The sequence below is a fragment of the Desulfosporosinus sp. Tol-M2 genome (genome assembly GCF_059735615.1).
Map to the genome: position 1 here is coordinate 17639 of NZ_JCAIJG010000203.1, position 22327 is coordinate 39965.

Consider the following 22327-nt stretch of genomic DNA (forward strand, 5'->3'; position numbering starts at 1 on the left):
CATATTGCTATTTACATTGCTATTTACTCAGCGCATCCTGTATTGCCAATAATATTACCTTACTGCTGTAAGTAGCCCCGGTGATCGTATCCACCTTCAGGCTTTGTGTTTCAACAACCTTGGTTGGTAATGCTTCCGCTGCCTGACCTTTACCAGTATTATGTTTGACTAGATCAATGTCGGTGATCTTTTGGTCAGCTACGACTACTTTAACTTCCACCTCTATCGGAAAAGCCTGATAAGTCCCGGTATACGTCCCGTTTTCAATTTTGCTCAGGTCAACCTCTTTTATCTCGACTGCTAAAAGCTTTTGGAGATCGGCATCAGCTCTGTCTGTTATAATTTTTAAGGTCATACCGCCGGCAACTGCGATGATAATGAATACGATCAGAACTCCAATTAATATTTTCTTCACACTTATATCCTCCCCTTAACCCAGTTCGCTGCCCGTTCAAGCTCTCCCTCTTTTAGGGGGCCTTCAGTATCTTGAACGAAAAATCCTTCAGGCGGGGCTATTAAGTTTCCGCCTTTTTTCTGGATTTTTTCTCCTATCGGTTCAGCTGCGTAACCGAAGACTTTTATAAATACTTTTAGTACTTTGGAATTAGCGTCTTTGGCTGAAATCCTGGTATCAAAAGCCAATACATCGATACATTTCAATCCATTAGATGGGATGGAATTAAGAAATTTTTTGATCGCATCCGTTGGTTTAAAAGATCGGGTAGGGGACCCGACTATCAATAGGTTCACTCCCGACAACTGCTCTGGCTTGATAGAAGTAATCATACATACTGTTACATCGTTATTGGGAGCAATCGAATTACCTATAGTTTCTGCTATCTTTTGCGTATTTCCAAAGTAGGAGTCGTATACAATCAAAGCCTTCATCGATCTGGTCTCCTTCCAAAATGCAAACGCGTAAATACCTAATTATTCGTAAATTCTACATAAAATCCTGCCAATAATTTTTTTTATTCAGCAACATCCATAAAAAACTGTTTTTTCATTTTTAATATTAAAAGGAACTGTTTTTTAAGCTATTATCATTTGCAGAACCGACATGGATCCGATTTGTTTATCTTTAAATACGTTGTATCACACTAATAAGGCCATTGAAAATTACCGTTATTGTGAAAACTGCTATGACGATGTTCAGCTGCCGGCGGTTTTGATCAAGAATACTATGACTAAGGCTATATAGTTGCCTGTAAGCTGATCAGGCTCAGCTGATTTCAGGGAAGGAGACAACGCTGATGAAAAGTCCTGTTATTATTCACATCCCCCACTGTTCAACCTATATTCCGGCAGAGGAAAGAAGTAAATTGCCGCTTTCAGATACTGAGCTGGAGCATGAAATATTGGTGATGACCGACTGGTACATTGATGATTTGTTCGACTTTGGCGATTTCAACCGGCACATTAACCAATATAGCCGACTAGTTTTTGATCCGGAGAGATTTCGTGATGACAAAGATGAAGTTATGGCCTCAAAAGGTATGGGGGCCATTTATACAAAAACATCAACTGGAAAAGTTCTTAGAGAAATCAGTATGAAAGAGCGGGAAAAAATGCTCAATCAGTATTATGATTCCTATCATGAGGTGATCACACAAATGGTTGAAAATTGTCTGGAACAATATGGCCAATGTGTGATCCTTGATGCTCATTCCTTTTCTTCGAAACCGCTGCCTCACGAAATAGATCAAACCGAACCAAGGCCACCAATCTGCATTGGCACAGATACCTTTCATACGCAAGCGGGTATTTTTAGACTAGCCTATGAGTACTTATTCTGGGGGGAAGATGAACTTGCCGAAAGGAATACACCTTATGCGGGTACCTTTGTGCCCATGAAGTTTTACCACTCGGATCCAAGAGTAAAATCCTTAATGGTAGAAATCAATAGATCAAGATATATGGATGAACAAAACGGGAAAAAGCTCGCTTCATTCGACGAGTTCAAAGGCAAGATAATACGTTTTGTACAGTATATTACTGAGAAGAGGGGCCCTGCTCAATCTTGAGCAGGGCCCCTCTTCCCTTTCGTGACCGACAAATGCCAATACATACCCATTCCTTTTCGACTTGGACGTTAAGCCAACCGGAATGATAAGGGCCATGTTAAATTGGAGTGGGGTCAAAGGGAACCTTATCGGTAGAATTCATAAATATTCATTTTATCGGGCAACATGCATAAAAACAGTTCCTTCATATTTAATATTGAAAGGAACCGTTTTTTAATCATATGCAGATCGGGGGATTAAATCCGTACCACAATTTGCTTCCATGTTTCTTTCGTCAAAAAGCTCTCAATTACTTGCTCTTTAAGCTCTAAAAAACGTTAACCCCCATTCCCCGCTAATTATCCATTTCCTCAGCTATCATTTCTACTTCTTTTTAATATGATAAAGTCCTTTGCCTGGAGGGCATAATAAGCAAAGGAATGCGAAGTATACTAAGGAGGATTTAGAAGTATGAGTACCTATGGTCTGGTTGGGCTGGTATTTATCAACTTAGCCTTGATATTTTACACTGTTGGGGTGTGGAGTGAACGAATTCAAGGCCGACTCAAGTGGTGGCACGCGGGAATGTTTTATACGGGCTTAGTAAGCGATACTATCGGAACCGGGGCTATGGGTCTGATGGTAGGCAGCATGCTGCAATTTAACTTTCATGGCATAACTGGTTTAGCTGCAATTATCATTATGCTCTTTCATGCTGTTTGGGCTACTCTGGTTTTAATTAAGAAGGATGAAGTTTTAATTTTAAAGTTTCATAAGTTCAGCATTCTGGTTTGGATTATTTGGTTAATCCCGATGGTTACCGGTGCGATTTTTGGTACAACCTGATACATAGGGACCTCAATAAAAATTCGCAGGCATGATAACATTAATTCTTTCTGCATTATTTTGCTTTCTTTAATTCTCTAACATCTTGTTCCAACCTGAATGTTTTGCCGGATATTAAATCAACACTGTTGAGGAGGGTATTTATATCAGTCTTTATAGACTCCTGACCAACCACTAACTTCTCTACCTGCCTGGCAACATTTTCAATATCACTGCGGTCTAAAGCACCCAACTTAGAAATCTGTTCCTCCACACTGTCAAATCGTTGATCTATAGTATCAAATCGTTGATCTACACTCCCAAATCGTTGATCTACAAGGTCAAATCGTTGATCCATACTCTCAAATCGTTGATCCATACTCTCAAATCGTTGATCTATAGTATCAAATCGTTGATCTACACTCCCAAATCGTTGATCCACACTCTCAAATCGTTGATCCACACTGTCAAATCGTTGATCCATACTCTCAAATCGTTGATCCACACTATCAAATCGTTGATCCACACTATCAAATTGTTGATCTACACGGTCAAATCGTTGATCCACATTCTCAAATCGTTGATCCATATTGTTTTTCAAACTCTCAAACTCTTTGAACAGATTAGAGAATTGTTCTACCATAAACTCTTGAAATTTTTCATTCTCCATAATTTTATGGCACTTCCTTTAATTAGCATTATCTCATAATATCATGAAACGGACCAAGATGGATGAAATGCTATCAACTTGCCTAACATAGCTGAAGCGTACGAAATTGCAGCCTAATGAGAGGCCTAATTATTTCCTGCCTCCGCGCTTCTTGAAATCTTCATCAATACGGTCTTTCCATTTTTCTGATATAGGGTAGCTGGCACGCAAGTTACTTACGGTTTCACTGATAACCGCATAGTTGAGCAGAGTACCCTCACTATCTGCATTATAGTTCGTGGCCCGGTCTTTATCTATGCCGAAACGCTCTGCAGTAGCAATTGCATCGATATTTGCCCCGAGAAAAATGAATTCCCAGCGATACTTCTTTTTTTGATGCTCGATCATGCGACGCACTTTCTCATAGCCGAATTCACGGCTGGCGTTTTCCATGCCGTCTGTGGTTATCACAAACATAACATGTTCTGCCCGTTCCTCTTCAGCAGTAGGCTTCAGAGCATTTCCTATTTTATTGATCGTTTTGCCCACTGCATCCAACAACGCGGTACTGCCACGCACATAATACTCTTTGTCTGTGATAGGAACTATCCCACGCAGGTTTATACGATCATGCAATAACTCGTACCTGTCATCAAACAAAACTGTGGTTAGAACAGCCTCACCGGGTTCCTTTTTCTGTTTTTCCAGCATGGCATTATAGCCGCCAATCGTATCACTTTCCAGGCCGCTCATTGATCCGCTTCGGTCAAGGATAAATACCAGTTCAGTTAAACCTTTTTTCATAATCTCATCCTCCAAATCATTATTTATTATGATTTAAGGATAAAATTTCTTGACTTCCCTATGGTCGCATGGCAGGCGACAAATTACCAATCAATTTACTAATCACACTCCCAGCAAATGCTGATCAAAGGCAAACAGGGCTTCATTGATCTCAAAAATATTGTAGTTGCCCTCATCTATAAAGTACTGAATAATAATATCGAATTTACTGCTGTTTGAAAGTGCAAAACCGGCTTTAAGCAGCAAGTCTTTGGTTTCATCAAGATTCAGCCTCAAGGCTATGGCAAAGGCTATAGCTGTAGGCTTGCCCGGTTTATAATTTATGTCGTTTCGGATTTTAGAAAATAATTTCCTGTCGATATTGGCTTTATTATATGTTTCCGCATCGGTCATGCCTTTTTCGTCAATTAACCGCAGCAGCATCTGCGAGAAAGTTTCATCCATACGCTTTACAAGATCGTCTAGACTACGTTTTCCCTTTTTCATTGGCCCAGGTTCTTCTATAGCCGAAAGCATAGGTTCTTCCAGGTAATATTCTTTCGGTATATGCCGCTCCTTCAGAATATGCTGCACTTCCGGCCTATATCTACCGGGGTGCTCTTCTATGTACCTGTCATCAATGTATTGTTTGATAGATGAAAACAGCTTTTCTGAAAGTGTAACTGCCGCCTTATCAAAGACCACCAGGAAAACCATCATATCATTGTTCAAAAGAAATTCACCGATTACAGAAATGGCGGTTTTCAATGCTTTATCCTTCGGATACCCATAAGCACCTGATGAAATTAATGGAAATGCAATACTTTCAAGGTTATTTTCCTTAGCCAAGGCAAGTGAATTCTTATAACAATCGGCAAGCAGCTTATCCTCATTGTTATTGCCGCCATGCCAAACGGGGCCCACAGTATGGATTACATATTTTACGGGCAGCTTGTATCCCTTTGTAATCTTTGCTTGTCCGGTTTCACAGCCGCCAAGTGTCCGGCACTCAGCAAGCAGTTCCCTGCCGGCAGCCCTATGAATTGCTCCATCAACGCCCCCGCCTCCAAGCAGGGATGAGTTTGCAGCATTCACGATTGCATCGGCATGGACTTTAGTTATATCATCGCGTATTAATTCAAGTGGCATAATCCCGCCCCCCAACTTAATAGCTACCTCTATCCCCCGGTAAGGTTGCTTGAGCTGCTCCTGTGTTATGATGCCGTTTTTTTCCGTGTGCGAAATAGAAAATACGCGAAAGGGGCTATTGCTTTTAAGCCTGTGGGAGCCAGAGGGGTTGAATTGATTCTCTCTCTATTTTATCTTTACATGGAACTTATACATCTTTGATTCTACAATAAGCTATAATAATAGTAAAACATTAGGGGACTTAAAGGAGAGTATGTGTTATGCGAAATGGGATTGGGATTATACTTGAACTAATAGTTGGTTGTCTCCTTGGCTTTTTTGGAGTTCTTGTATCAGTATTCTCTGATGGCGCTTTTGCCGAACGGCTTATTACAGTATTAGTAGTGTTAGTATTATATGGTTGCTTAAGTGCGCTTTTCGGGTTTCTTTTGCCAAAGTATAGTTGGAAATCGGGCCTTATTATTGCTGCTCCAGGCACGATTATGCTCTTTTTCTATATGCTAAACAACTCATACCCTTTCTTTAACCCGTTCTATGTGATATATATCCTGGTAATCTTAGGCTTGTCTTTACTTGGAGCTGCACTCGGAAGCACAATTAAAATCAGATGACCAAACGGATGATTCAATTTGCAGAGGAACACCTTAAAAACGGAAGCAAAATATACTTATTTCGAATCACAATTAAGGTTCATATGGCAGATGCAAAACGAGGGTTAATCAAATAGCCCTCGTTTTTCTATATAAACAGAGTTCTTAGCGTCAGATGGAGCTTTTACTCCTGTTCTAACTTATCATTCCGCATTTCTTTTCAATAATTTCGACTCTTTTCTGAAGCCTATCCAGTCTCACGCCGTCAGCACTGAGTTCCGACACAGCCCGCCAGGTCAAATCCACTTTAGCGGAAAGTCCATCTAATCTTCTTTGAGTTTCCCTACTGTCTGCTCTGAGCGCCTTAATGTCGGATTCCATTTTCGCTTGACTATCTTTGAAGTCATGCATCTCATCTTTGAAGTCATGCATGTCCCCTTTGAGACCATGCATGTCCTCTTTGAGACCATGCATGTCCTCTTCGAGGCGATCAAGTTTTTTCAGAATCAGCTCCAAGGTATCTATCGCTAACCCCTCCCTTATTAATCAGTAAAAATAGTGTACCACATAAGTCCTTTCTTTTTCAATAAAGAAAGGACCTGCTGCAAACAGAAATAGCAGGCACAGAAGGTTTATTAGTGATGAACGTAAGGATCCTTAGGAATGCACGTCGTCAATGCAGCCCTCCAGGGAAGGTAATTCCTCCTCTTGATAGTGTGGCTCTCCCAGGGCATTAATTTGAATATTTCCGGCCTGCCCGTACTGATAAAGTTGATCGAGCACTTCTACGGCCGCACGAATTCTGGTTCTTAACAGGTAGCCGCGGTGTTCCGAGGCTTGAAGTATTTCCCTTACATCAATTTTTGGCTGCCAGTCATAGGCGCGGCCGTGAAAATCCTGGACCTGTTGAAGAACGGCTAAGATTTCATCCTGGTTCAAAGGTTGAAGTTGGGGGGCGGCAATAATTGCGTTGAGTACCTTTTCAATAGGCTCCCGTTGGGCACGATCAACATAGGTTGTTGCGAGGTTTTCATACTCATGCTTGGATTCTATAACGTCCTCTTGATATGATGAACCTAAAGCAAACATGGTAAAGGTGGATTCGAGACTGGAATATTTCTCTGGAAACAAGAAAGCTGCCATATTATTATAGGCTTTGAGGCGGGCTTTTTTGCTCAGACGACCTACTAATTCAGTTTCATCAAAGAGGATAACCCAACCATTGTAATCCAGTAGTTTGAAGAGGCGACTTAAAAAGGCAAAGTAGTCCATGCTGTGACGTGTTTTACTAAAAGGTACGGAGTACTTGACCGTCTGGGCAAAAATCCGTTTATAAATCTTTCGCAAGAGAGCGTTATTAATGAAATCACCCTCGAGATCCGCCATAAGTAAGTATTTTTCATCTTGATCATCGACATGCAAAAAGGAGCGCAAAACGTAAAACAACTTGTCGGTCTCCAAGTGCTTACTGCTAAAGGAGAGCAAATCCAGAGCACTTGGATTATTCGGGGTAATATCTTGTACTACATGTTCAAATCCCGGTTGCAGACGTCCGGGCAGGTACGTATTGCTAACCAGTTTCTGATAAGCGAGATAAAGTTTATCAAATGGTGTCTCCTTACTGAGGGATATCAGGCTGACCACCATATTATTACTATGGGCTAAGTTAAACACCGTATTCAAAAGGTGAGTTTTTCCCTCTCCGTACTTCCCGGAAACAACCATACCGCCGGATTCTCCGGTGTCCCTGACTTGGTCTAACCTACGTGAGATCTGCCCCATTAATTCCGGACGGGCAGAGGAGAAGTAATGTCCAACTGCCCGGGAAGACACTCCCGAACGCAAGGCCTCAATGACTCTCTGCGCTTCAAAATCCATTATTCTGCTCCTCCCTGTATGGTAGTCAGGACTACTTTCCTGGGCAACGAAACTTTACCGAAGCGGGACCGGGCATGAAGTTCTTCCGCCGTGTTCCGACTTATATGAGTAGCGCCTGCATTGAAGCGGTTTATGACCTGGCCCAGACGGGTGGACATTTTGAGAATATTTTCCGGAGTATAGACTTCATCAATCAGACGGTCCAGATCCACAATGTCGGCAAAACGGTTAAAACGTTGACTTTCAATTTCATTTTGGATACGCATCCACAATGCCTGATATGACTTCGGACCCTTAACGTCATCGTCCATCAAACTGCGATCAAAGGAAAAAACGAACATGGTATGTTTTAAGGTATCTATTTCATCGATTAATTCGCGAATACTTTCATAAGCATCTTCCCGTTTCAAGCGGGTATAGCGAATGGTTTCTTCACTATTAGCACTCACCAATACTTCCATATTATCAATCGAGATCACCAGACCCTTAAATCCTGCCAGACAGCAAACCTCTACCAGCGAACGCAGCATGTGCCTAGCATTATATTTGGTGATTTTACTCGGAGACAAACCCAGGCGGCGCAGGGAGGATAATTTTGCTTCCCGACTTCCTTCCAGCCACAACATCAACAGCTTTCTGTTGGCCTCTTCCAACATGGGATGTCCCAAAATTCCGCCGGTCAACAAGGCGCAGGCCACGGCAAAATTATTATCAATCAGGGGATTAGCCAGAAAGAAGCTATCCAGCTGCTGCCTAATCTCCCGCTTGGTTAAAGGATCCAGCTGTCCCTGACTGGATAAATAATCCGCAAAGTTAATACCTTCCGGGATAATCTCAGGCTCATACCCCAACTGCCGGATAACCTCGTGACTGCAGAATTGCAAGCGTTCCAGCAGGCGAACCTGGTGCAAAATGGCTATATAGATTTCCTTAAAATCATGAAGCCAGATTTGCCGGGCTGAGAGACTAACCGAGATATAGCCCATCTTTTCTGCTTCCATGGCCAATATTTCCAGGAAGTGGGTCTTTCCACTCCCGGTGCGGCCAGTCACGAACTTTATCTTACTGCCACCCCTGGCCAAGTAGTTTGCCAGATATTTTTCCTTCCAAAAATCCATGATAAACTCGCTGCCCACCGATATTTCCTGCAGAATTTCACGATTACCGGGAGGCTGACCCTTCATTAAGTTAGCTATGGCTGATTTGATGTCATTTTCCAAAACGAGTACCCCCTAAATTCAGAAGTCAGAAGTCAGAAGTCAGAAGTTGGATGTTGGATATTGGATGTTGGGTGCCAGATATCAGATTTCGGATTTCGGATGTCGGATGTCGGATGTCAAAGATGTCAAAGATATAGATTAGGACGCCATAGGTCAAAGGTTGCATGGTATGCTAATGCTAATCTTAATCCAACTCAGGTGCTGCCGTCTCGAAAAAACGGATGGTTGCCAAATACTGCTCCCGCCCATCCTGATCCAAAATGCGGATAGATTTATTTATATTGCGACTGGGACCAAATTGAAACTGCCGTCCATCTTCACAGGTACGTAAGTCAGCAGCATAAAGACGTGCCAGGTCAAAAGCAAAACTCTGCAGATCATAATCTTTACGAAAGCGACGCATAGGGGTTAAAAGGGCATAAAGACTCTTTAAATAAATATCCCCTACTTTCGAAGTTGATGTTTTACCCTGGTTTTGTTTTATAAGCATCAGATCATAAGCTGCGGCAAGCTCTTTGACAAAGCCTTTGGGATCAAAATTAGCCTTCAGCAATTTATCCCTGCCGGCCTTAACGTCTTGCACAAAGGCCAGAGGGCGCAAGCATTGAACCCGTTTTCGATCCAGGTATAAGTCCAGATCCTCAATATCAATCCTAACCTTGAACGGAAACATCTCATAAGTTGGATAGTCTCCTTTAACGTCCACTTCCAGGCGATCACAATGAGCAAGCAATTGTTCTGCAAAGTCGCCATTTTCGACATATTCGCGAATTCCGAATTCATCGACATGCTTCTGCATGTCTTCCAATAAGGTTTCCTGTTCCTTCAGATAAACCTGCAGAGCCGCCCGGTCCTTGGTCCAACTCTTAAGATCACCCTTCTCCATATTTTTACACAAGCTCTTAACCACTTTTTGCTGACTCTTGATCTTATCCTTTAGTTCTTTCTCAATGCTCAACATTTGTTTATATAAATTTTCATAATCTTTCATATCTTCATAATCTTTCATACTTAATTAACATTCCTTTCTTGAGGCACAAAACGTCATGAAAGCATTTCTTTCAGACTTTTCTTTCAGACTTCTGGACTCCTTCTTCTTATTTTAATCCGATTACTAAGGCAAGAATTCGACAAAAATTTAAATTTCCCTTCTCACTTGCCCCTTGCCTCCCTAATTAAGTAATGGCATACTGAGAATATAATATTGTGATTATGAGAGAAAACAGGGAGAGAACATATGCCTTTTTTCGATAAAACTTTTTCCGAGAGGGATAAATCTACCGCAAGGGTATATGGTCAACTGAAAAAAAAGTTATTTACTTGGCAGGAGGAATGTCTGGATATCTGGTTTGACAATCAGTGTAAAGGGGTTGTCAATGTTGTCACCGGGGCAGGCAAAACTATCCTTGCCTTGGGAGCAATTGCCAGGCTGGAATATATACATCAAAAGCCATCATCAGCCTTAAAGATCAAAATTATTGTTCCTAAGGTTTTTCTGGCAAATCAATGGGTTAAGAGTCTGCAAGATGACCTGGCTGTTTCCAGGGATGATATCGGAGTATACTCCGGGGTGCACAAAGACCCGCCTTCCCGCAAATATATGATTTATGTAGTGAACTCCGCGCGTGCTACTTTAGCGCAGCAAATACTTTCCGACTATCATCAGGGCAGCACAATATTGTTGATTGCGGATGAGTGTCATCACTATTGCAGTCCGGAAAATTCACGCATCTTCGATTTTATAGCCCAAATCCCCAGCCAGGGTCAGGCCACACGCTACTATGCCCTTGGATTATCCGCTACCCCGGAAACTGCAACCTTTAATGAAACTCTGCTTCCTGCCTTAGGACCAGAGATCTACAAATACAGCTTTGTCGAGGCCTTGAATGCTGATATAATAAGTCCCTTTGCAATTTTTAACATAAAGTTAAATTTCACACCGGATGAAAAGTACCAATATCTGGACCTAAGTGAACTACTAACCCGCGCCCTGGAAAGACTTATGCATCGCTGTCCTTTCCTGAAAGGCTTAAACCGGGTACGGTATTTTGCCAACCTGGAGCAATTGGCGCAAAGTTCTGAGGATACCTTCATAGCTGCTCTGGCCCGTTCGGTACTTATGCTTGCCAACAAGCGCAAAGATTTGGTCTACAGGGCCGAATCCCGGATAAGCTGTGTCAATAATCTGGTGACGCTGCTGCCGCGAAGTTCAAAGATCCTGATTTTTTGTGAAAGAATTGCTGTGGCGAACACAATTTATGAACAGTTACAGTACTTATTTCCGGAACAGGTGGGACGTTATCATTCCGAAATGGACGAATGGAGCCGCAAAGAAATCCTGCGTAAATATCACAACGCACATATTCGCATCCTGGTAAGCTGCCGCGCCCTGGACGAAGGTTTGAATGTACCTTCAACCGATATCGGGATCATCGCCTCCTCCACCAGCAGCACCCGGCAACGAATCCAAAGGCTGGGCAGAATCCTGCGCCAGTCTGGTATAAAGCACACGGCCAAACTTTATTATCTGTACATCGGTGCTTCCAACGAGGAAAAAGACTTACTGGCCGAAATTTCTCGCGACCTGGCAGGAATAATTCCCATCCTGGACCTGGAATATGATCAAGATCGCCAGACCTTTTTTCATTCCTCCTACCAAGCCTTAGTTGATCAAGTCATAGCCTATACTCTGCATAAAGGCTGGAGCACGAAGATTATTGTGGAGATAACTAAAAACCTGGAGCGCGGTAAACTGGGGTGTGATTGGTGGCTCTCCGAGCAGAACTGCCGCTTGAAAATTCAGAATGCCCCCTCCCGTTCAGAACGGAATTACTGGGTGAGCATGTACTTACTAGTGCAGGCCAGTCTTGGTCGGTTAGCTGAGTAGTTAGGTTTCGTGACGACCCTATATTGTCCGGCTCTTTTTATCTTTTCGTAATTTCAGTTCATTGTCAAACACAAAACGCGGCATAAAGCGGAACAGTTTTCTTCCCATCCTCAAGGCCAAAATTTTTGGTGGATAACTTGATTGCATATTCCGGCTTGTAGACATCTATATATACCTTCAAACTCTTGGCCTTGGTATTATCCGCCGACTTTACCTCAATGGGGATGATTTTGCCGTCCCGTTGAATGATAAAGTCTACCTCCGCGCCGCGCTCTGAAGTCCAATAATAGCTTTTGTACTCATTCGTGGTAAGTTGGCAGCAAACGTAATTTTCCACCATACCGCCTTTAAAATCGTCTAGTTCCCCAGGAAGGTACAGCACGTCCTCGGCGGCAATATCCTTTTTAGCGCAGAGTAGACCGACATCAGACACATACGTCTTAAATGAATCAATGTCCTTATAATTTTCCAATGGCTTTTTGGCTCATATCATTGAGATAGCTAACCAGCACCATATTCTGCGTATGCCGCACTAAAATAAGATCCTTCGTTTCAAGATATTTGCTCACGCATTCCGGCATGCCGCCCACCACAAGGTATTGGCGGTAATAGGACAGTGCTGCTTCATGCAGCGCTGCAGGCATGGGGATATCACTTTGAAAGCATACTTTGATTTGCGCAACAAGCTCACTTTTGCCGTTGGCGATAATCTAATATATGAATCTCTCCAGTAAAATTTCTTCAACATTTCTTCTTCCGTCGATTACTGCAAGCACCCATACTTTATTCTTTTCGGTCTTATAAATTATTCGCCAAGGTGGACTAATTAGTTCTCTGTAAATAATGATATTATAGTATCTTAATTCGGGAACAATTCTTCCTTGTAGAGGCATCTGCCGTAAGTCATCAGCTTTTTGTTTAATGGCAAGATAAACTCGCCTTGCTTGAATGCTATTATCTAAGGCAATATATTCAATTATTTTTCTTAAATCCCCCTGGGCAGTTTCTGCCCAGAAGACATGATGTTCGCTTATTGTCATAATTTTACATGAACATTGTTGTCTAATTCTCTATCCAAGCTTGAAAAAAAGTCTTCCTGTGATAAAACTTTTCCATTAACGATATCACTTTCCCCTTGGGTCAGCAACTTTAACAACCCAATAGCCTTCTTCATGTTTTCATAGGATTCAGTATCTACTAAAACGGCCCTGGCCTCACCATTTTGCGTTACATAAACCGGTCTGCGGGTCTCATTCACCTGTTCCAGAATCTCAGCGGCATTGGCTTTAATATAAGAGATGGGTCTAATATCTTCTTTGCTATTCATTGCATTGCCCCCCCTGTATAAATATAGTACCAAATTAGGTCCGATTGGTCAATTGGGGTCGTTCATAAATTTTACGGGCAACAAGATAAGAATTCTTTTCAGCACCAACTGAAGTACGGGTTCCAGCGGGAATTACTGTTAATATCAAATGCGTGGTTCACGGGGCCGGAACCGCTGCCCAAGTCGAGCATGGCAGCCAGCGCCCCGGAAATATATGCCTTTGCCCGTTCTACGGATCTATCCAAATCATAGTCCTTTGCCAAATTGGCTGCAATGGCACTGGATAGTGTGCAACCGGTGCCGTGGGTATTGGGATTATCAATACGCTTGCCGTTAAACCAGTGATAATCACCGTCGCGATATAGCAGATCGTTAGCATCATTGAGCTGATGTCCGCCTTTACACAGCACAGCACAATGATAAGTTTGGCTGATATGTTGTGCGGCTTTGACCATATCCTCCGCCGTTTTTATCTGCATGCCTGACAGTACTTCCGCTTCCGGGATGTTGGGAGTAAGGACAGTTGCCAAGGGAAGCAGTTTATGTTTCAAGGTATCAATCGCCTCGTCGCTGATCAGTTTTGCACCGCTGGTAGCTACCATTACGGGATCTACCACAATGTTCAGCGCCTGATACTGGGTGAGCTTTTCCGAAATAACCGAGATCAGTTCGGAAGAAGAAACCATTCCGATTTTAACGGCATCAGGGCGGATGTCCGTAAATACGCTGTCTATTTGTTGAGCAAGGAATTCGGGGCTAACCTCAAAAGTCCCTTGGACACCGGTAGTATTTTGTGCGGTCAACGCCGTGAGCGCACTCATTGCGTAAACGCCGTGAGCGGTCATAGTCTTGATGTCGGCCTGAATGCCGGCACCTCCGCTGGAATCACTACCGGCAATTGTTAGTGCTGTTTTCATAATGGTTCCATTCCTTCCTGAGGCACAAAACGGCATGACGGTAACTTCTTACAGTTTCTTTCAACCTATTTCCTTCGTCTTGAATTTTTTGTTATTTTTCGTGGATGTCAGAGGTTTTCATGAGGCCTCATGCGCTTATTATCTTTTCCGAAAGCATACGCAGGGTACGACTCTCCATCTCAATATCTTCTGAGGCAAAAATAGTGGAAACCAACGCCACACCGGCGATTCCGATGCCGGAAAGTTCTAAAATGTTCTGCCTGCTAATCCCGCCAATCGCCACCACCGGAATGGAAACCGCTTTGCAGATTTCTTTCACTATGTCATGGGAAACCGAATGGGCATCCGGTTTTGTAGTGGTAGTAAAAACAGCCCCCACCCCAAGATAGTCGGCACCGGCTTTTTCTGCCTGTATTGCCCGCTCTACCGTCCGTGCCGAAACACCGATCATCATGTTTTCACCTACCAAGGCACGAACATTTTGTGGCGGCAGATCACCTGGTCCCAGATGGACTCCGTTAGCTTGGCATTTAACGGCACTATCTGCATTATCGTTAACAATAAAGGGAACGCCGTACTCTTGGCAGAGTTTTTTCATCGCCATGGCTTCTGCCAGAAATGCACTGTCATCCAGTTGTTTTTCCCGCAGCTGAATACAGGTAGCCCCGCCTTTCAGCGCACTTTCTACTTGTTCCATCAGCGTCTGTTTTCCAACCCACGTTCTGTCAGTTATGGCATACAAACGCAGTGTTTTTCTATCGCACTTCATAAATTTGCACCTCTTTCGATAAACAAAACGGGGCGCCACCTGATTGGTAACTCTCCGCATAAACAGAGTTCTTGGCATCAGGTGGAGTTGTTTCCATCTGATGCTTAGAAATCGTTATCCAGGAGCTGTACAGTTCTTATCTCCCTCTTTGAAGAAGGGGGAGTCTTAGAACTGTTAGCTATCGGATAAAAGCAAGTATGGCTTACTCCCTACGGCGGCATTATCCGCATCAGGTAAAGGGTCGAAGTTGATTGCTTCCTCTCAGCCTGCTAAAGCAAGCTCCCCTGAAATATTTATATCATTGTTCCACGGTATCACGCCTGAACAACAAAGTCAATTATCAATGAAACCCATTTGATTACGGGAAAATCAAGCTCTCATATAATCGGACATACGGCAGGCACCTTTAGCACCGCAGGCATAGGTGAGCGCTTCCTTTTCTCCTGTAATGCCACCCAAGGCATAAACCGGTACGGATACCGCTTCACAGACATCTTTGAGAAAGTCCAGACCTCGCGGTGGCAACCCCTTTTTGCTGTCGGTAGCGAATACATTACCTGCCATAAGATAAGTGGCCCCCAAACCCTGCGCTTTCCTGGCTTCGGCAACAGAATGGACCGAGGAACCAAGGACTGTAAAGTCGGAAAGATTTCCTGCGAATTGTTCAAACAAGGGCAGCGGCAGATGAATAGCCGGACAACCTAATCGCCGTGCTGCTTCCACATAAGTATGCAGTACGCAGGAAGTGCCGTGCCTCTGACACAAACCCAGCACTCCTTTTGCCAGTTGCTCGTATTCTGATTCGGGCAAATCTTTTTCACGCAAGACCACCATATCTACTTGGCCAACAATTCGTTCCAGTTGCTCCAGGAATGGCCTGGCGCAGAGATTTCGGTTGGTGACGGCAATTCTCTTAAACGTATACATAATCGTTCATAACCGGTTGCAAGCCATGTGCCCGGATAGCCGCAGCCACTTCCTCCACATTCCGATTATCGGCAATTTCAAACTGATCGTCGCCCAGCTCACCTGCCTCGCCATGACCGCCAATGCCTGTGCTTACTCCGGCGGAAATTTTCGTAGCCGCCAAACCGATGACATGATCCCTGAAGTCAGCACGCTCTCTGGTGGAAATCGTTATACCGGCAAAGGGCATAAACAGCCGATAGGCAGTCATCACCTGCAAAAGCTGTCGCTCATGGACATCTTGAGGGTTGATTTTATCATTGTTGATAATCGGACGCAGTCTCGGGCAGGAAAAAGAAATTTCGGCGTGGGGATACTTTCGTTGTAGCAGATAGGCGTGCATTCCCGTAGCAAGCGCATCCTTGCGGAAGTCAGCCAAACCGAGCAAGGCTGCAAAAGCTACCCCGCGCATACCACCTTTCAATGCTCGTTCCTGAGCATTCAGCCGATAGGGGAATATCCGTTTATGACCGGCCAGATGAAGGGTCGCGTATTTGTCCGAATTATAGGTTTCCTGAAATACAGTCACATAGTCCACACCGCAGGAATGCAGATAGGCATATTCATCCGAGTTCATAGGATACACCTCTACGCCCACCAGCTTGAAATATTTGTGGGCCAGCTTGCAAGCCTCGCCGATATAAGTAACATCAGACATTTTCCGGCTTTCACCGGTCAAAATCAGGATTTCCTCCAGACCTGTTCTGGCGATTGCCTCCATCTCACGCTCCATACCGGCCGTATCCAATTTTGCTCTGCGAATCCTATTGCGGCAGTTAAAACCGCAGTAGATGCAGTAGTTTTCACAGTAATTAGAAATGTAAAGCGGGGTAAAAAGATAAATGCTGTTGCCAAAATGCTTTCTGGTTTCTGCCTGTGCTTGCCGTGCCATTTCTTCCAGAAAAGGCTCTGCCGCAGGAGAAAGCAACGCCTTGAATTCTTCCGGTCCCCGATTGACCTTGTCCAGAGCCCTTCTGACATCCGCCGCTGTGTAGGAATTGTAATCATAGGTTTTCATTACCCCAAGGACTTTATCCATAACAGTGGAATCGGCAAGCACTTCCATACCCTCCATGTATGCCATGTGATTTGTCCTTTTTTCTTTAGAAATATCCGGCGTTATTATTCCTTTAGTTTCAGCGCTATTTTTCTCCGGCATATTTTTCTCCGGCATATTTTTCTCCGGCTTATTTGTCTCCGGCTTATTTGTCTCTGTATAATTTACATCCATGTCCTTTTCTCCTATTCTGCCAAAAAACCGGTCAGGGGCGAAGAAGCTACGCTGCCCCTATCCAACACACGGCCTAAGCCGGACAGATAAGCGCCTCTGCCGGCCTCAATCGCTTTTTTAAAAGCCGAGGCCATCGTGGGAATAACTCCGGCAGTAGCAATGGCAGTATTGGCCATAATAGCAGCAACGCCCATTTCCATGGCTTCACAAGCCTGTGAAGGCCGCCCGATACCTGCATCGACAATAATAGGCAGATCGATTTCATCCACCAAAATCCGAATAAACTCTTTGGTACAAAGTCCCTTATTAGAACCAATCGGCGCTCCAAGGGGCATAATTGCCGCCGCACCGGCATTCACTAAATCTCTGGCCACATTCAGATCAGGATACATATACGGCAGCACAACAAAGCCTTCCTTGGCAAGCTGTTCTGTCGCCTTGATGGTTTCTGCATTATCCGGCAGCAGATATTTGGAATCACGAATCACTTCAATTTTTACGAAATCTCCGCAGCCGATTTCTCTGGCCAGCCGTGCAATGCGTACGGCCTCTTCGGCATTTCTTGCCCCGGAAGTATTCGGTAACAGCGTCACACCCAGGGGTATGTAATCCAGGATGTTTTCCTCACCGCCGGTATTGGCACGCCTCAAAGCCAAAGTAATAATCTGAGCGCCGGCTTGCTCAACTGCCGCCCGAATCAAATCCAGATTGAACTTTCCCGAACCTAAAATAAAGCGGGATGTAAAAGCATGTCCGCCAATTACAAGTTGATCATCTTTCTGCATAATCTTTTTTCCTTTCGCTTTAGTAAGAAAATTACTTTGGAGTTATTTTCATGATTGACCGTGCCCCAACAAAGCCTCGGTGTTTGGTATTATTTTTTAATCCGCTTTTAAAATCAAACGGATGACCTGATTGGCTTGATGCCCGGCGCAAATACTGACCCTTGCTGCCATAAGTCCAATGCCGGCTTGGACATCCGTTTGTTCGTCGCCGCATAAATAAAATCTGCTGCCGGCTTTCCGCGTCCGAATAGTATTTGCATCGCCAAATCCGGCCATGCCATTGCCGGCAACAACTATCGTATTTGGGCATTGCGCGAGCAGTGTATTGATAAGCATGGCTTTCTGCTCCGGTACGTCAAAAGCCTCACAAACGATCCGCTGCCGTGAGAATAGAGCAGACACATTTTCCGGTATCACACGAACTGTATCCACACAAAGCTCCAGATAGGGATTGATTTCCCGAAGCCTCTCTGAAAGGGCCTCTGTTTTCAGTCTGCCTAAATGCCGGATATCATACTCTTGTCGATTTAAATTGCTTACATCAACTTTATCGAAGTCCACTAACTGCAATTTGCCAACACCGCTTCTGGCTAACATGACGGCAATATGGGAACCCAGTCCGCCAAGTCCGGCTATCGCCACCTCAGATACCTGCAATTTTTCGTAAAATTCCATAGGGAAACGGCCATCCCAACCATTTTTCATGACTTCTTTTGTGGGAATCATTCTTAACCGCCTCCTACAAACTGGACAATTTCCAAAGTGTCATCTTGCTGCAAAACCGTCTTATCATAATCGTTCTTGGACACGATACTGCCATTTCTCTCCACGGCTATTCGTTCCGGGTTATAGCCTGCTTGCTTCAAAAAATCCAAGAGCACCATGCCAACGAAAACTGTTTCTTCCTGTCCGTTTACTTTCATCTTGCACCTCCTGATTCTGTATCATTAAGAGCCATCTTGCACTTGCACTTGCATTTGCATTTGCATTTTCACTTCATTTTGCATTTAGTTATTATTCATGGTTTTAGAGTAACAAAAAAGCACCGAAGAAAACTACACCCATGGTGGTGTACCCCTTCGTGTGCCTTTAACATCACACTCTAATTATATAATATATGTATTTGAGCATTATTTGTCAAGTATTTGCGGTAAATACCAGTATTTATCTTGGCCCTTCTCGGATTATTTCCACTTCATAACCATACCGTTTCGAAAAAATCGAAATCATTAAAAAGGATGATTCCGGTTTTCTAAGTCCGATCACTGTGTTTTGCGAAGTCCATAATAGCGGATGTACTGCCGAAAGGAGACAGCCGCAATGAACCATGTTCGATTTCGTGAGGCAGGCCGAGTGCCGGCAAAACATGACTCGGATCAAGTGAGCCGGATGTGCATGCCGACCCTGAAGATACCACTATTCCGAAAACATCGGTGTTGACAAATATCTCTCACCTGTGTCAGGAAGTAGAACGACAATCGTTTTGCCTTTGTTTTCGGGACGCTTGGCAAGCTCTGTAGCAGCCCAAACAGCAGCGCCGGAAGAAATGCCAACTAATACGCCTTCAGTTCTGGCAATATTTCTGCCCACCGCAAAAGCATCATCGTTTTCAACTGTAATTATTTCATCATAGATAGCGGTATTTAGCGTATCTGGAACAAAACCTGCTCCAATGCCTTGAATTTTATGTGAGCCGGCTGTCCCTGTTGAAAGTAGCGGTGAATCAGCCGGCTCCACGGCAACAATTTTAACATTTGGATTCTGCGACTTTAAGAATTCACCAACGCCGGTGATGGTACCGCCTGTACCAATACCTGCGACAAATATATCAACCGTTCCATTTGTATCCTGCCAAATTTCCGGTCCGGTTGTTGCTTTGTGAACAGCAGGATTTACCGGATTGGTAAACTGGCTGGGAATATAACTGTTTGGAATAGCCATGGCAAGCTCTTCCGCTTTTGCGATGGCTCCCTTCATTCCTTTCGCACCTTCAGTGAGAACAAGTTCCGCACCAAATGCCTTCAGTAAATTTCTACGCTCGACACTCATTGTCTCAGGCATTGTAAGAATGATTTTGTATCCTCTGGCTGCTGCAACTGATGCAAGGCCTATACCCGTGTTGCCACTTGTAGGCTCAATAATAACAGAGTCAGGTTTTATTAACCCTTTCACTTCGGCATCATCGATCATTGCCTTGGCGATTCTATCCTTGACGCTTCCCGCCGGATTAAAGTATTCGAGTTTGGCAAGAATTGTCGCTCCGAGATTGTTTGTTTCTTCATAGTTGGTTAGTTCCAGAAGCGGTGTTTTTCCGACAAGGTCTGTTATGGTCTTATATAATTTCATAATAAAACACCCCTTATAATATTTTGTTTTATTTAATTGACTCAAAACCGTGTTTCAAATCATCTATAATATCGTCGATATGCTCCGTACCAATTGACAGGCGAATTGTGTTCGGCTTTATTCCCGATTCGAGTAGTTCCTCTTCGCTCATCTGTGAATGTGTTGTGGATGCGGGATGGATAACCAACGATTTCACATCTGCGACATTTGCAAGAAGGGAAAATAATTCAAGATTTTCGCAGAATTTTTTCGCTGCCATGGAACCACCTTTTATTTCAAAGGTAAAAATAGAGCCTGCTCCGTTCGGAAAATATTTACTATAAAGTTCATGGCCACGATGATCGGAAAGCAGGGGATGATTCACCTTTTCAACTTGCGGGTGGTTTTTTAGATACTCTACAACCTTAAGCGCATTCTCAACATGCCGTTCAACACGCAGTGAAAGAGTTTCCAGCCCCTGAAGCAACAGGAAGGAATTGAACGGAGAAACGATTGCGCCGGTATCTCTCATCAGGGTTGTACGGATTTTAATTATATAGGCAAGATTTCCGACTGCTTCGGTGAAGACAATACCGTGATAACTGGAATTGGGCTTTGAGAGCCCAGGAAACTTATCGTTCTGCGCCCAATTGAATTTACCGCTGTCGATAATGACACCACCCAGGACTGTACCGTGACCGCCAATAAATTTGGTTGCCGAATGAACAACTATATCTGCACCATGTTCAATGGGACGCAATAGATAAGGGGTCGCAAAGGTGTTGTCAATGATCAGGGGGATACCATTCTTATGAGCGACGTCTGCGACTGCATCAATGTCAATAATGTCGCAATTAGGATTCCCAAAACTTTCAATGAAGATTACCTTTGTGTTTGGTTTGATTGTATTCACAAAATTGCTTACATCACTGCCGTCAACAAAGGTAGTTTCAATTCCAGTGTCGGCCAGAGTATTAGCAAAAAAATTATATGTCCCGCCGTAAATTGTTTTGGCGGAAACAATATGGTCCCCTGATTTTGCAATATTCTGAATGGCATAGGTTATTGCCGCAGCTCCGGAAGCGGTTGCCAATGCTGCAACGCCGCCTTCAAGTGCGGCCATTCTCTGTTCAAATACATCGGAAGTTGGGTTCATCAGTCTTGTATAAATATTGCCGCCCTCGGTTAAAGCAAATCTGCCTGCCGCCTGTGCACTGTCCTTAAATACATAAGAGGTTGTAGCATAAATCGGTACTGCCCTTGCATCGGTTGCACTATCAGGCTTCTCCTGTCCGACATGAAGTTGGAGTGTTTCAAATTTATAATTTGTATTTGCCATTTTAAAAAACCCTTTCTCAAAATTATTTAATTCATCAGATGGTTTATTAAAACACATCATTGGCTTCCATATTTTGTAATGGTTTTATAATTGTTTTTATTTACATCAACCTCCTTCAAAGATTATATTTCCTATCATTTTTGTAGGAATATAATATATAAAACTTTCACTGTCAATAGGATTATGGCGGTAAGATATCCTATTGCGTTTGTGAACAGAGCATAATGGATTTTATAATTTAAATGTAATAATCGTTTCCGAGAAACTGATTTTGCTGAAGTAACAAATCCTCAATTGTAACGCTTTCAAGATAATCGTCAATCAATTTATCAAGCTTTTGCCACATTGGAAGCGTTATACAGTGGTTGGCTCTTTTACAAGTAATTATTTTATTATCGAGACAGGCAACAGGAGCAAGACTTCCTTCTGCAAGTTTCAGCACAGAACCAACTGTATATTCATTTGCGGCTTTAGCAAGTTTATAACCACCGTCTTTTCCTCGATGACTCAATACGAATCCCGCTCTATGGAGAATCGCAATAATCATTTCAAGATACTTCATCGAAATTTCCTGACGCTCGGATATTAATTTGAGTGGAATATATTCATCTTTACCATGCTGCGCCAACTCAACCATAACGCGCAGCGCATATCTGCCTTTTGTTGAGAATTTCATTTATATTC

At 43.4% G+C, this 22327-nt stretch carries 27 protein-coding genes, 1 pseudogene and 1 riboswitch; of the genes and pseudogenes, 4 read left to right on the forward strand and 24 right to left on the reverse strand.

The window, feature by feature from the left end; genetic code table 11:
- Positions 1-19 precede the first annotated feature (19 nt).
- Together AC6I5A_RS14855 and AC6I5A_RS14860 are read right to left on the reverse strand one after the other, a co-directional pair.
- Positions 20-415 carry an FMN-binding protein gene (locus AC6I5A_RS14855; protein ID WP_497900809.1) on the reverse strand — a complete coding sequence of 132 codons (396 nt, stop codon included), beginning with the start codon at positions 413-415 and terminating at the stop codon, positions 20-22.
- Between the two features lie 2 nt (positions 416-417).
- The gene (locus AC6I5A_RS14860; RefSeq protein WP_034617848.1) at positions 418-888 is read right to left on the reverse strand and encodes a flavodoxin family protein; all 471 of its coding nucleotides are present in this window, start codon (positions 886-888) and stop codon (positions 418-420) included.
- Positions 889-1253: 365 nt separating this feature from the next.
- Here AC6I5A_RS14860 and AC6I5A_RS14865 point away from each other — a divergent pair, with 365 nt between their 5' ends.
- Positions 1254-2024, forward strand: coding sequence for an N-formylglutamate amidohydrolase (locus AC6I5A_RS14865; RefSeq protein ID WP_052168142.1), 771 nt, complete (start codon positions 1254-1256; stop codon positions 2022-2024).
- Between the two features lie 450 nt (positions 2025-2474).
- Positions 2475-2849, forward strand: a complete 375-nt coding sequence (locus AC6I5A_RS14870) for an HsmA family protein (RefSeq protein WP_034617849.1) — start codon at positions 2475-2477, stop codon at positions 2847-2849.
- A gap of 55 nt (positions 2850-2904) precedes the next feature.
- On the opposite strand, the gene AC6I5A_RS14875 is transcribed toward AC6I5A_RS14870, so the two are convergent.
- The 3 genes from AC6I5A_RS14875 to AC6I5A_RS14885 form a co-directional block, all read right to left on the reverse strand.
- Positions 2905-3498 carry a hypothetical protein gene (locus tag AC6I5A_RS14875; protein ID WP_052168144.1) on the reverse strand — a complete coding sequence of 198 codons (594 nt, stop codon included), beginning with the start codon at positions 3496-3498 and terminating at the stop codon, positions 2905-2907.
- Between the two features lie 129 nt (positions 3499-3627).
- On the reverse strand, positions 3628-4281 hold the full coding sequence (locus tag AC6I5A_RS14880; protein ID WP_034617850.1) for a vWA domain-containing protein: 654 nt from the start codon (positions 4279-4281) through the stop codon (positions 3628-3630).
- Between the two features lie 102 nt (positions 4282-4383).
- A complete protein-coding gene (locus AC6I5A_RS14885; RefSeq protein WP_034617851.1) occupies positions 4384-5409 on the reverse strand; it encodes an O-acetyl-ADP-ribose deacetylase in 1026 nt (341 codons plus the stop codon).
- A gap of 260 nt (positions 5410-5669) precedes the next feature.
- On the opposite strand from AC6I5A_RS14885, the gene AC6I5A_RS14890 reads away from it, so the two are divergent.
- Positions 5670-6020: a DUF6954 family protein gene (locus AC6I5A_RS14890; protein ID WP_034617852.1), complete on the forward strand. Its 351-nt coding sequence runs from the start codon at positions 5670-5672 to the stop codon at positions 6018-6020.
- A 174-nt stretch (positions 6021-6194) separates the two neighbouring features.
- On the opposite strand, the gene AC6I5A_RS14895 is transcribed toward AC6I5A_RS14890, so the two are convergent.
- The 4 genes from AC6I5A_RS14895 to AC6I5A_RS14910 form a co-directional block, all read right to left on the reverse strand.
- Entirely contained in the window at positions 6195-6515 is a 321-nt protein-coding gene (locus AC6I5A_RS14895; RefSeq protein ID WP_497900810.1) for a hypothetical protein, read from the reverse strand.
- A 141-nt stretch (positions 6516-6656) separates the two neighbouring features.
- Positions 6657-7877 (reverse strand): BREX system ATP-binding domain-containing protein, encoded by a 1221-nt coding sequence (locus AC6I5A_RS14900; protein ID WP_497900811.1) that lies wholly within the window; start codon positions 7875-7877, stop codon positions 6657-6659.
- Positions 7877-9097, reverse strand: coding sequence for a BREX system ATP-binding domain-containing protein (locus tag AC6I5A_RS14905; RefSeq protein WP_497900812.1), 1221 nt, complete (start codon positions 9095-9097; stop codon positions 7877-7879). The genes AC6I5A_RS14900 and AC6I5A_RS14905 overlap by 1 nt, the downstream gene beginning before the upstream one ends.
- 184 nt (positions 9098-9281) lie before the next feature.
- Positions 9282-10106 carry a hypothetical protein gene (locus tag AC6I5A_RS14910; protein WP_497900813.1) on the reverse strand — a complete coding sequence of 275 codons (825 nt, stop codon included), beginning with the start codon at positions 10104-10106 and terminating at the stop codon, positions 9282-9284.
- Positions 10107-10334: 228 nt separating this feature from the next.
- On the opposite strand from AC6I5A_RS14910, the gene AC6I5A_RS14915 reads away from it, so the two are divergent.
- Positions 10335-11984, forward strand: coding sequence for a DEAD/DEAH box helicase family protein (locus AC6I5A_RS14915; RefSeq protein ID WP_052168146.1), 1650 nt, complete (start codon positions 10335-10337; stop codon positions 11982-11984).
- 64 nt (positions 11985-12048) lie between these two features.
- On the opposite strand, the gene AC6I5A_RS14920 is transcribed toward AC6I5A_RS14915, so the two are convergent.
- From AC6I5A_RS14920 to AC6I5A_RS14990, 15 genes and pseudogenes are all read right to left on the reverse strand, one after another.
- A complete protein-coding gene (locus AC6I5A_RS14920; RefSeq protein ID WP_052168148.1) occupies positions 12049-12456 on the reverse strand; it encodes a DUF4143 domain-containing protein in 408 nt (135 codons plus the stop codon).
- Positions 12443-12628, reverse strand: coding sequence for a DUF8612 domain-containing protein (locus tag AC6I5A_RS14925; RefSeq protein WP_052168149.1), 186 nt, complete (start codon positions 12626-12628; stop codon positions 12443-12445). The genes AC6I5A_RS14920 and AC6I5A_RS14925 overlap by 14 nt, the downstream gene beginning before the upstream one ends.
- A gap of 66 nt (positions 12629-12694) precedes the next feature.
- On the reverse strand, positions 12695-13024 hold the full coding sequence (locus AC6I5A_RS14930; protein ID WP_034617854.1) for a type II toxin-antitoxin system RelE/ParE family toxin: 330 nt from the start codon (positions 13022-13024) through the stop codon (positions 12695-12697).
- Positions 13021-13311, reverse strand: a complete 291-nt coding sequence (locus AC6I5A_RS14935; RefSeq protein ID WP_034617855.1) for a type II toxin-antitoxin system Phd/YefM family antitoxin — start codon at positions 13309-13311, stop codon at positions 13021-13023. The genes AC6I5A_RS14930 and AC6I5A_RS14935 overlap by 4 nt, the downstream gene beginning before the upstream one ends.
- A 98-nt stretch (positions 13312-13409) precedes the next feature.
- Positions 13410-14228: a bifunctional hydroxymethylpyrimidine kinase/phosphomethylpyrimidine kinase gene (gene thiD, locus AC6I5A_RS14940; protein ID WP_052168155.1), complete on the reverse strand. Its 819-nt coding sequence runs from the start codon at positions 14226-14228 to the stop codon at positions 13410-13412.
- A gap of 127 nt (positions 14229-14355) precedes the next feature.
- Positions 14356-14997: a thiamine phosphate synthase gene (thiE, locus tag AC6I5A_RS14945; protein WP_034617856.1), complete on the reverse strand. Its 642-nt coding sequence runs from the start codon at positions 14995-14997 to the stop codon at positions 14356-14358.
- A gap of 189 nt (positions 14998-15186) precedes the next feature.
- Positions 15187-15293: riboswitch (TPP riboswitch) on the reverse strand.
- 73 nt (positions 15294-15366) lie between these two features.
- Entirely contained in the window at positions 15367-15924 is a 558-nt protein-coding gene (locus AC6I5A_RS14950; protein WP_034617857.1) for a thiamine phosphate synthase, read from the reverse strand.
- Positions 15911-17047 (reverse strand): 2-iminoacetate synthase ThiH, encoded by a 1137-nt coding sequence (thiH, locus tag AC6I5A_RS14955; RefSeq protein ID WP_034617908.1) that lies wholly within the window; start codon positions 17045-17047, stop codon positions 15911-15913. Before thiH ends, AC6I5A_RS14950 begins: the two co-directional genes overlap by 14 nt.
- 158 nt (positions 17048-17205) lie before the next feature.
- Positions 17206-17979: a thiazole synthase gene (locus AC6I5A_RS14960; protein WP_034617858.1), complete on the reverse strand. Its 774-nt coding sequence runs from the start codon at positions 17977-17979 to the stop codon at positions 17206-17208.
- Between the two features lie 96 nt (positions 17980-18075).
- Positions 18076-18705, reverse strand: a complete 630-nt coding sequence (thiF, locus tag AC6I5A_RS14965; protein WP_034617859.1) for a sulfur carrier protein ThiS adenylyltransferase ThiF — start codon at positions 18703-18705, stop codon at positions 18076-18078.
- A gap of 2 nt (positions 18706-18707) precedes the next feature.
- The gene (gene thiS, locus AC6I5A_RS14970; protein ID WP_034617861.1) at positions 18708-18902 is read right to left on the reverse strand and encodes a sulfur carrier protein ThiS; all 195 of its coding nucleotides are present in this window, start codon (positions 18900-18902) and stop codon (positions 18708-18710) included.
- 353 nt (positions 18903-19255) lie between these two features.
- Positions 19256-19396 (reverse strand): annotated as a pseudogene (locus AC6I5A_RS14975) (cysteine desulfurase NifS); the annotation flags it as partial.
- Positions 19396-20325 (reverse strand): cysteine synthase A, encoded by a 930-nt coding sequence (cysK, locus tag AC6I5A_RS14980; protein WP_497900814.1) that lies wholly within the window; start codon positions 20323-20325, stop codon positions 19396-19398. The gene cysK and the pseudogene AC6I5A_RS14975, both read right to left, overlap by 1 nt.
- Positions 20326-20353: 28 nt before the next feature.
- Positions 20354-21643 (reverse strand): O-acetylhomoserine aminocarboxypropyltransferase/cysteine synthase family protein, encoded by a 1290-nt coding sequence (locus AC6I5A_RS14985; protein ID WP_034617914.1) that lies wholly within the window; start codon positions 21641-21643, stop codon positions 20354-20356.
- A gap of 238 nt (positions 21644-21881) precedes the next feature.
- On the reverse strand, positions 21882-22319 hold the full coding sequence (locus AC6I5A_RS14990) for an RrF2 family transcriptional regulator (RefSeq protein ID WP_034617863.1): 438 nt from the start codon (positions 22317-22319) through the stop codon (positions 21882-21884).
- Positions 22320-22327 lie beyond the last annotated feature (8 nt).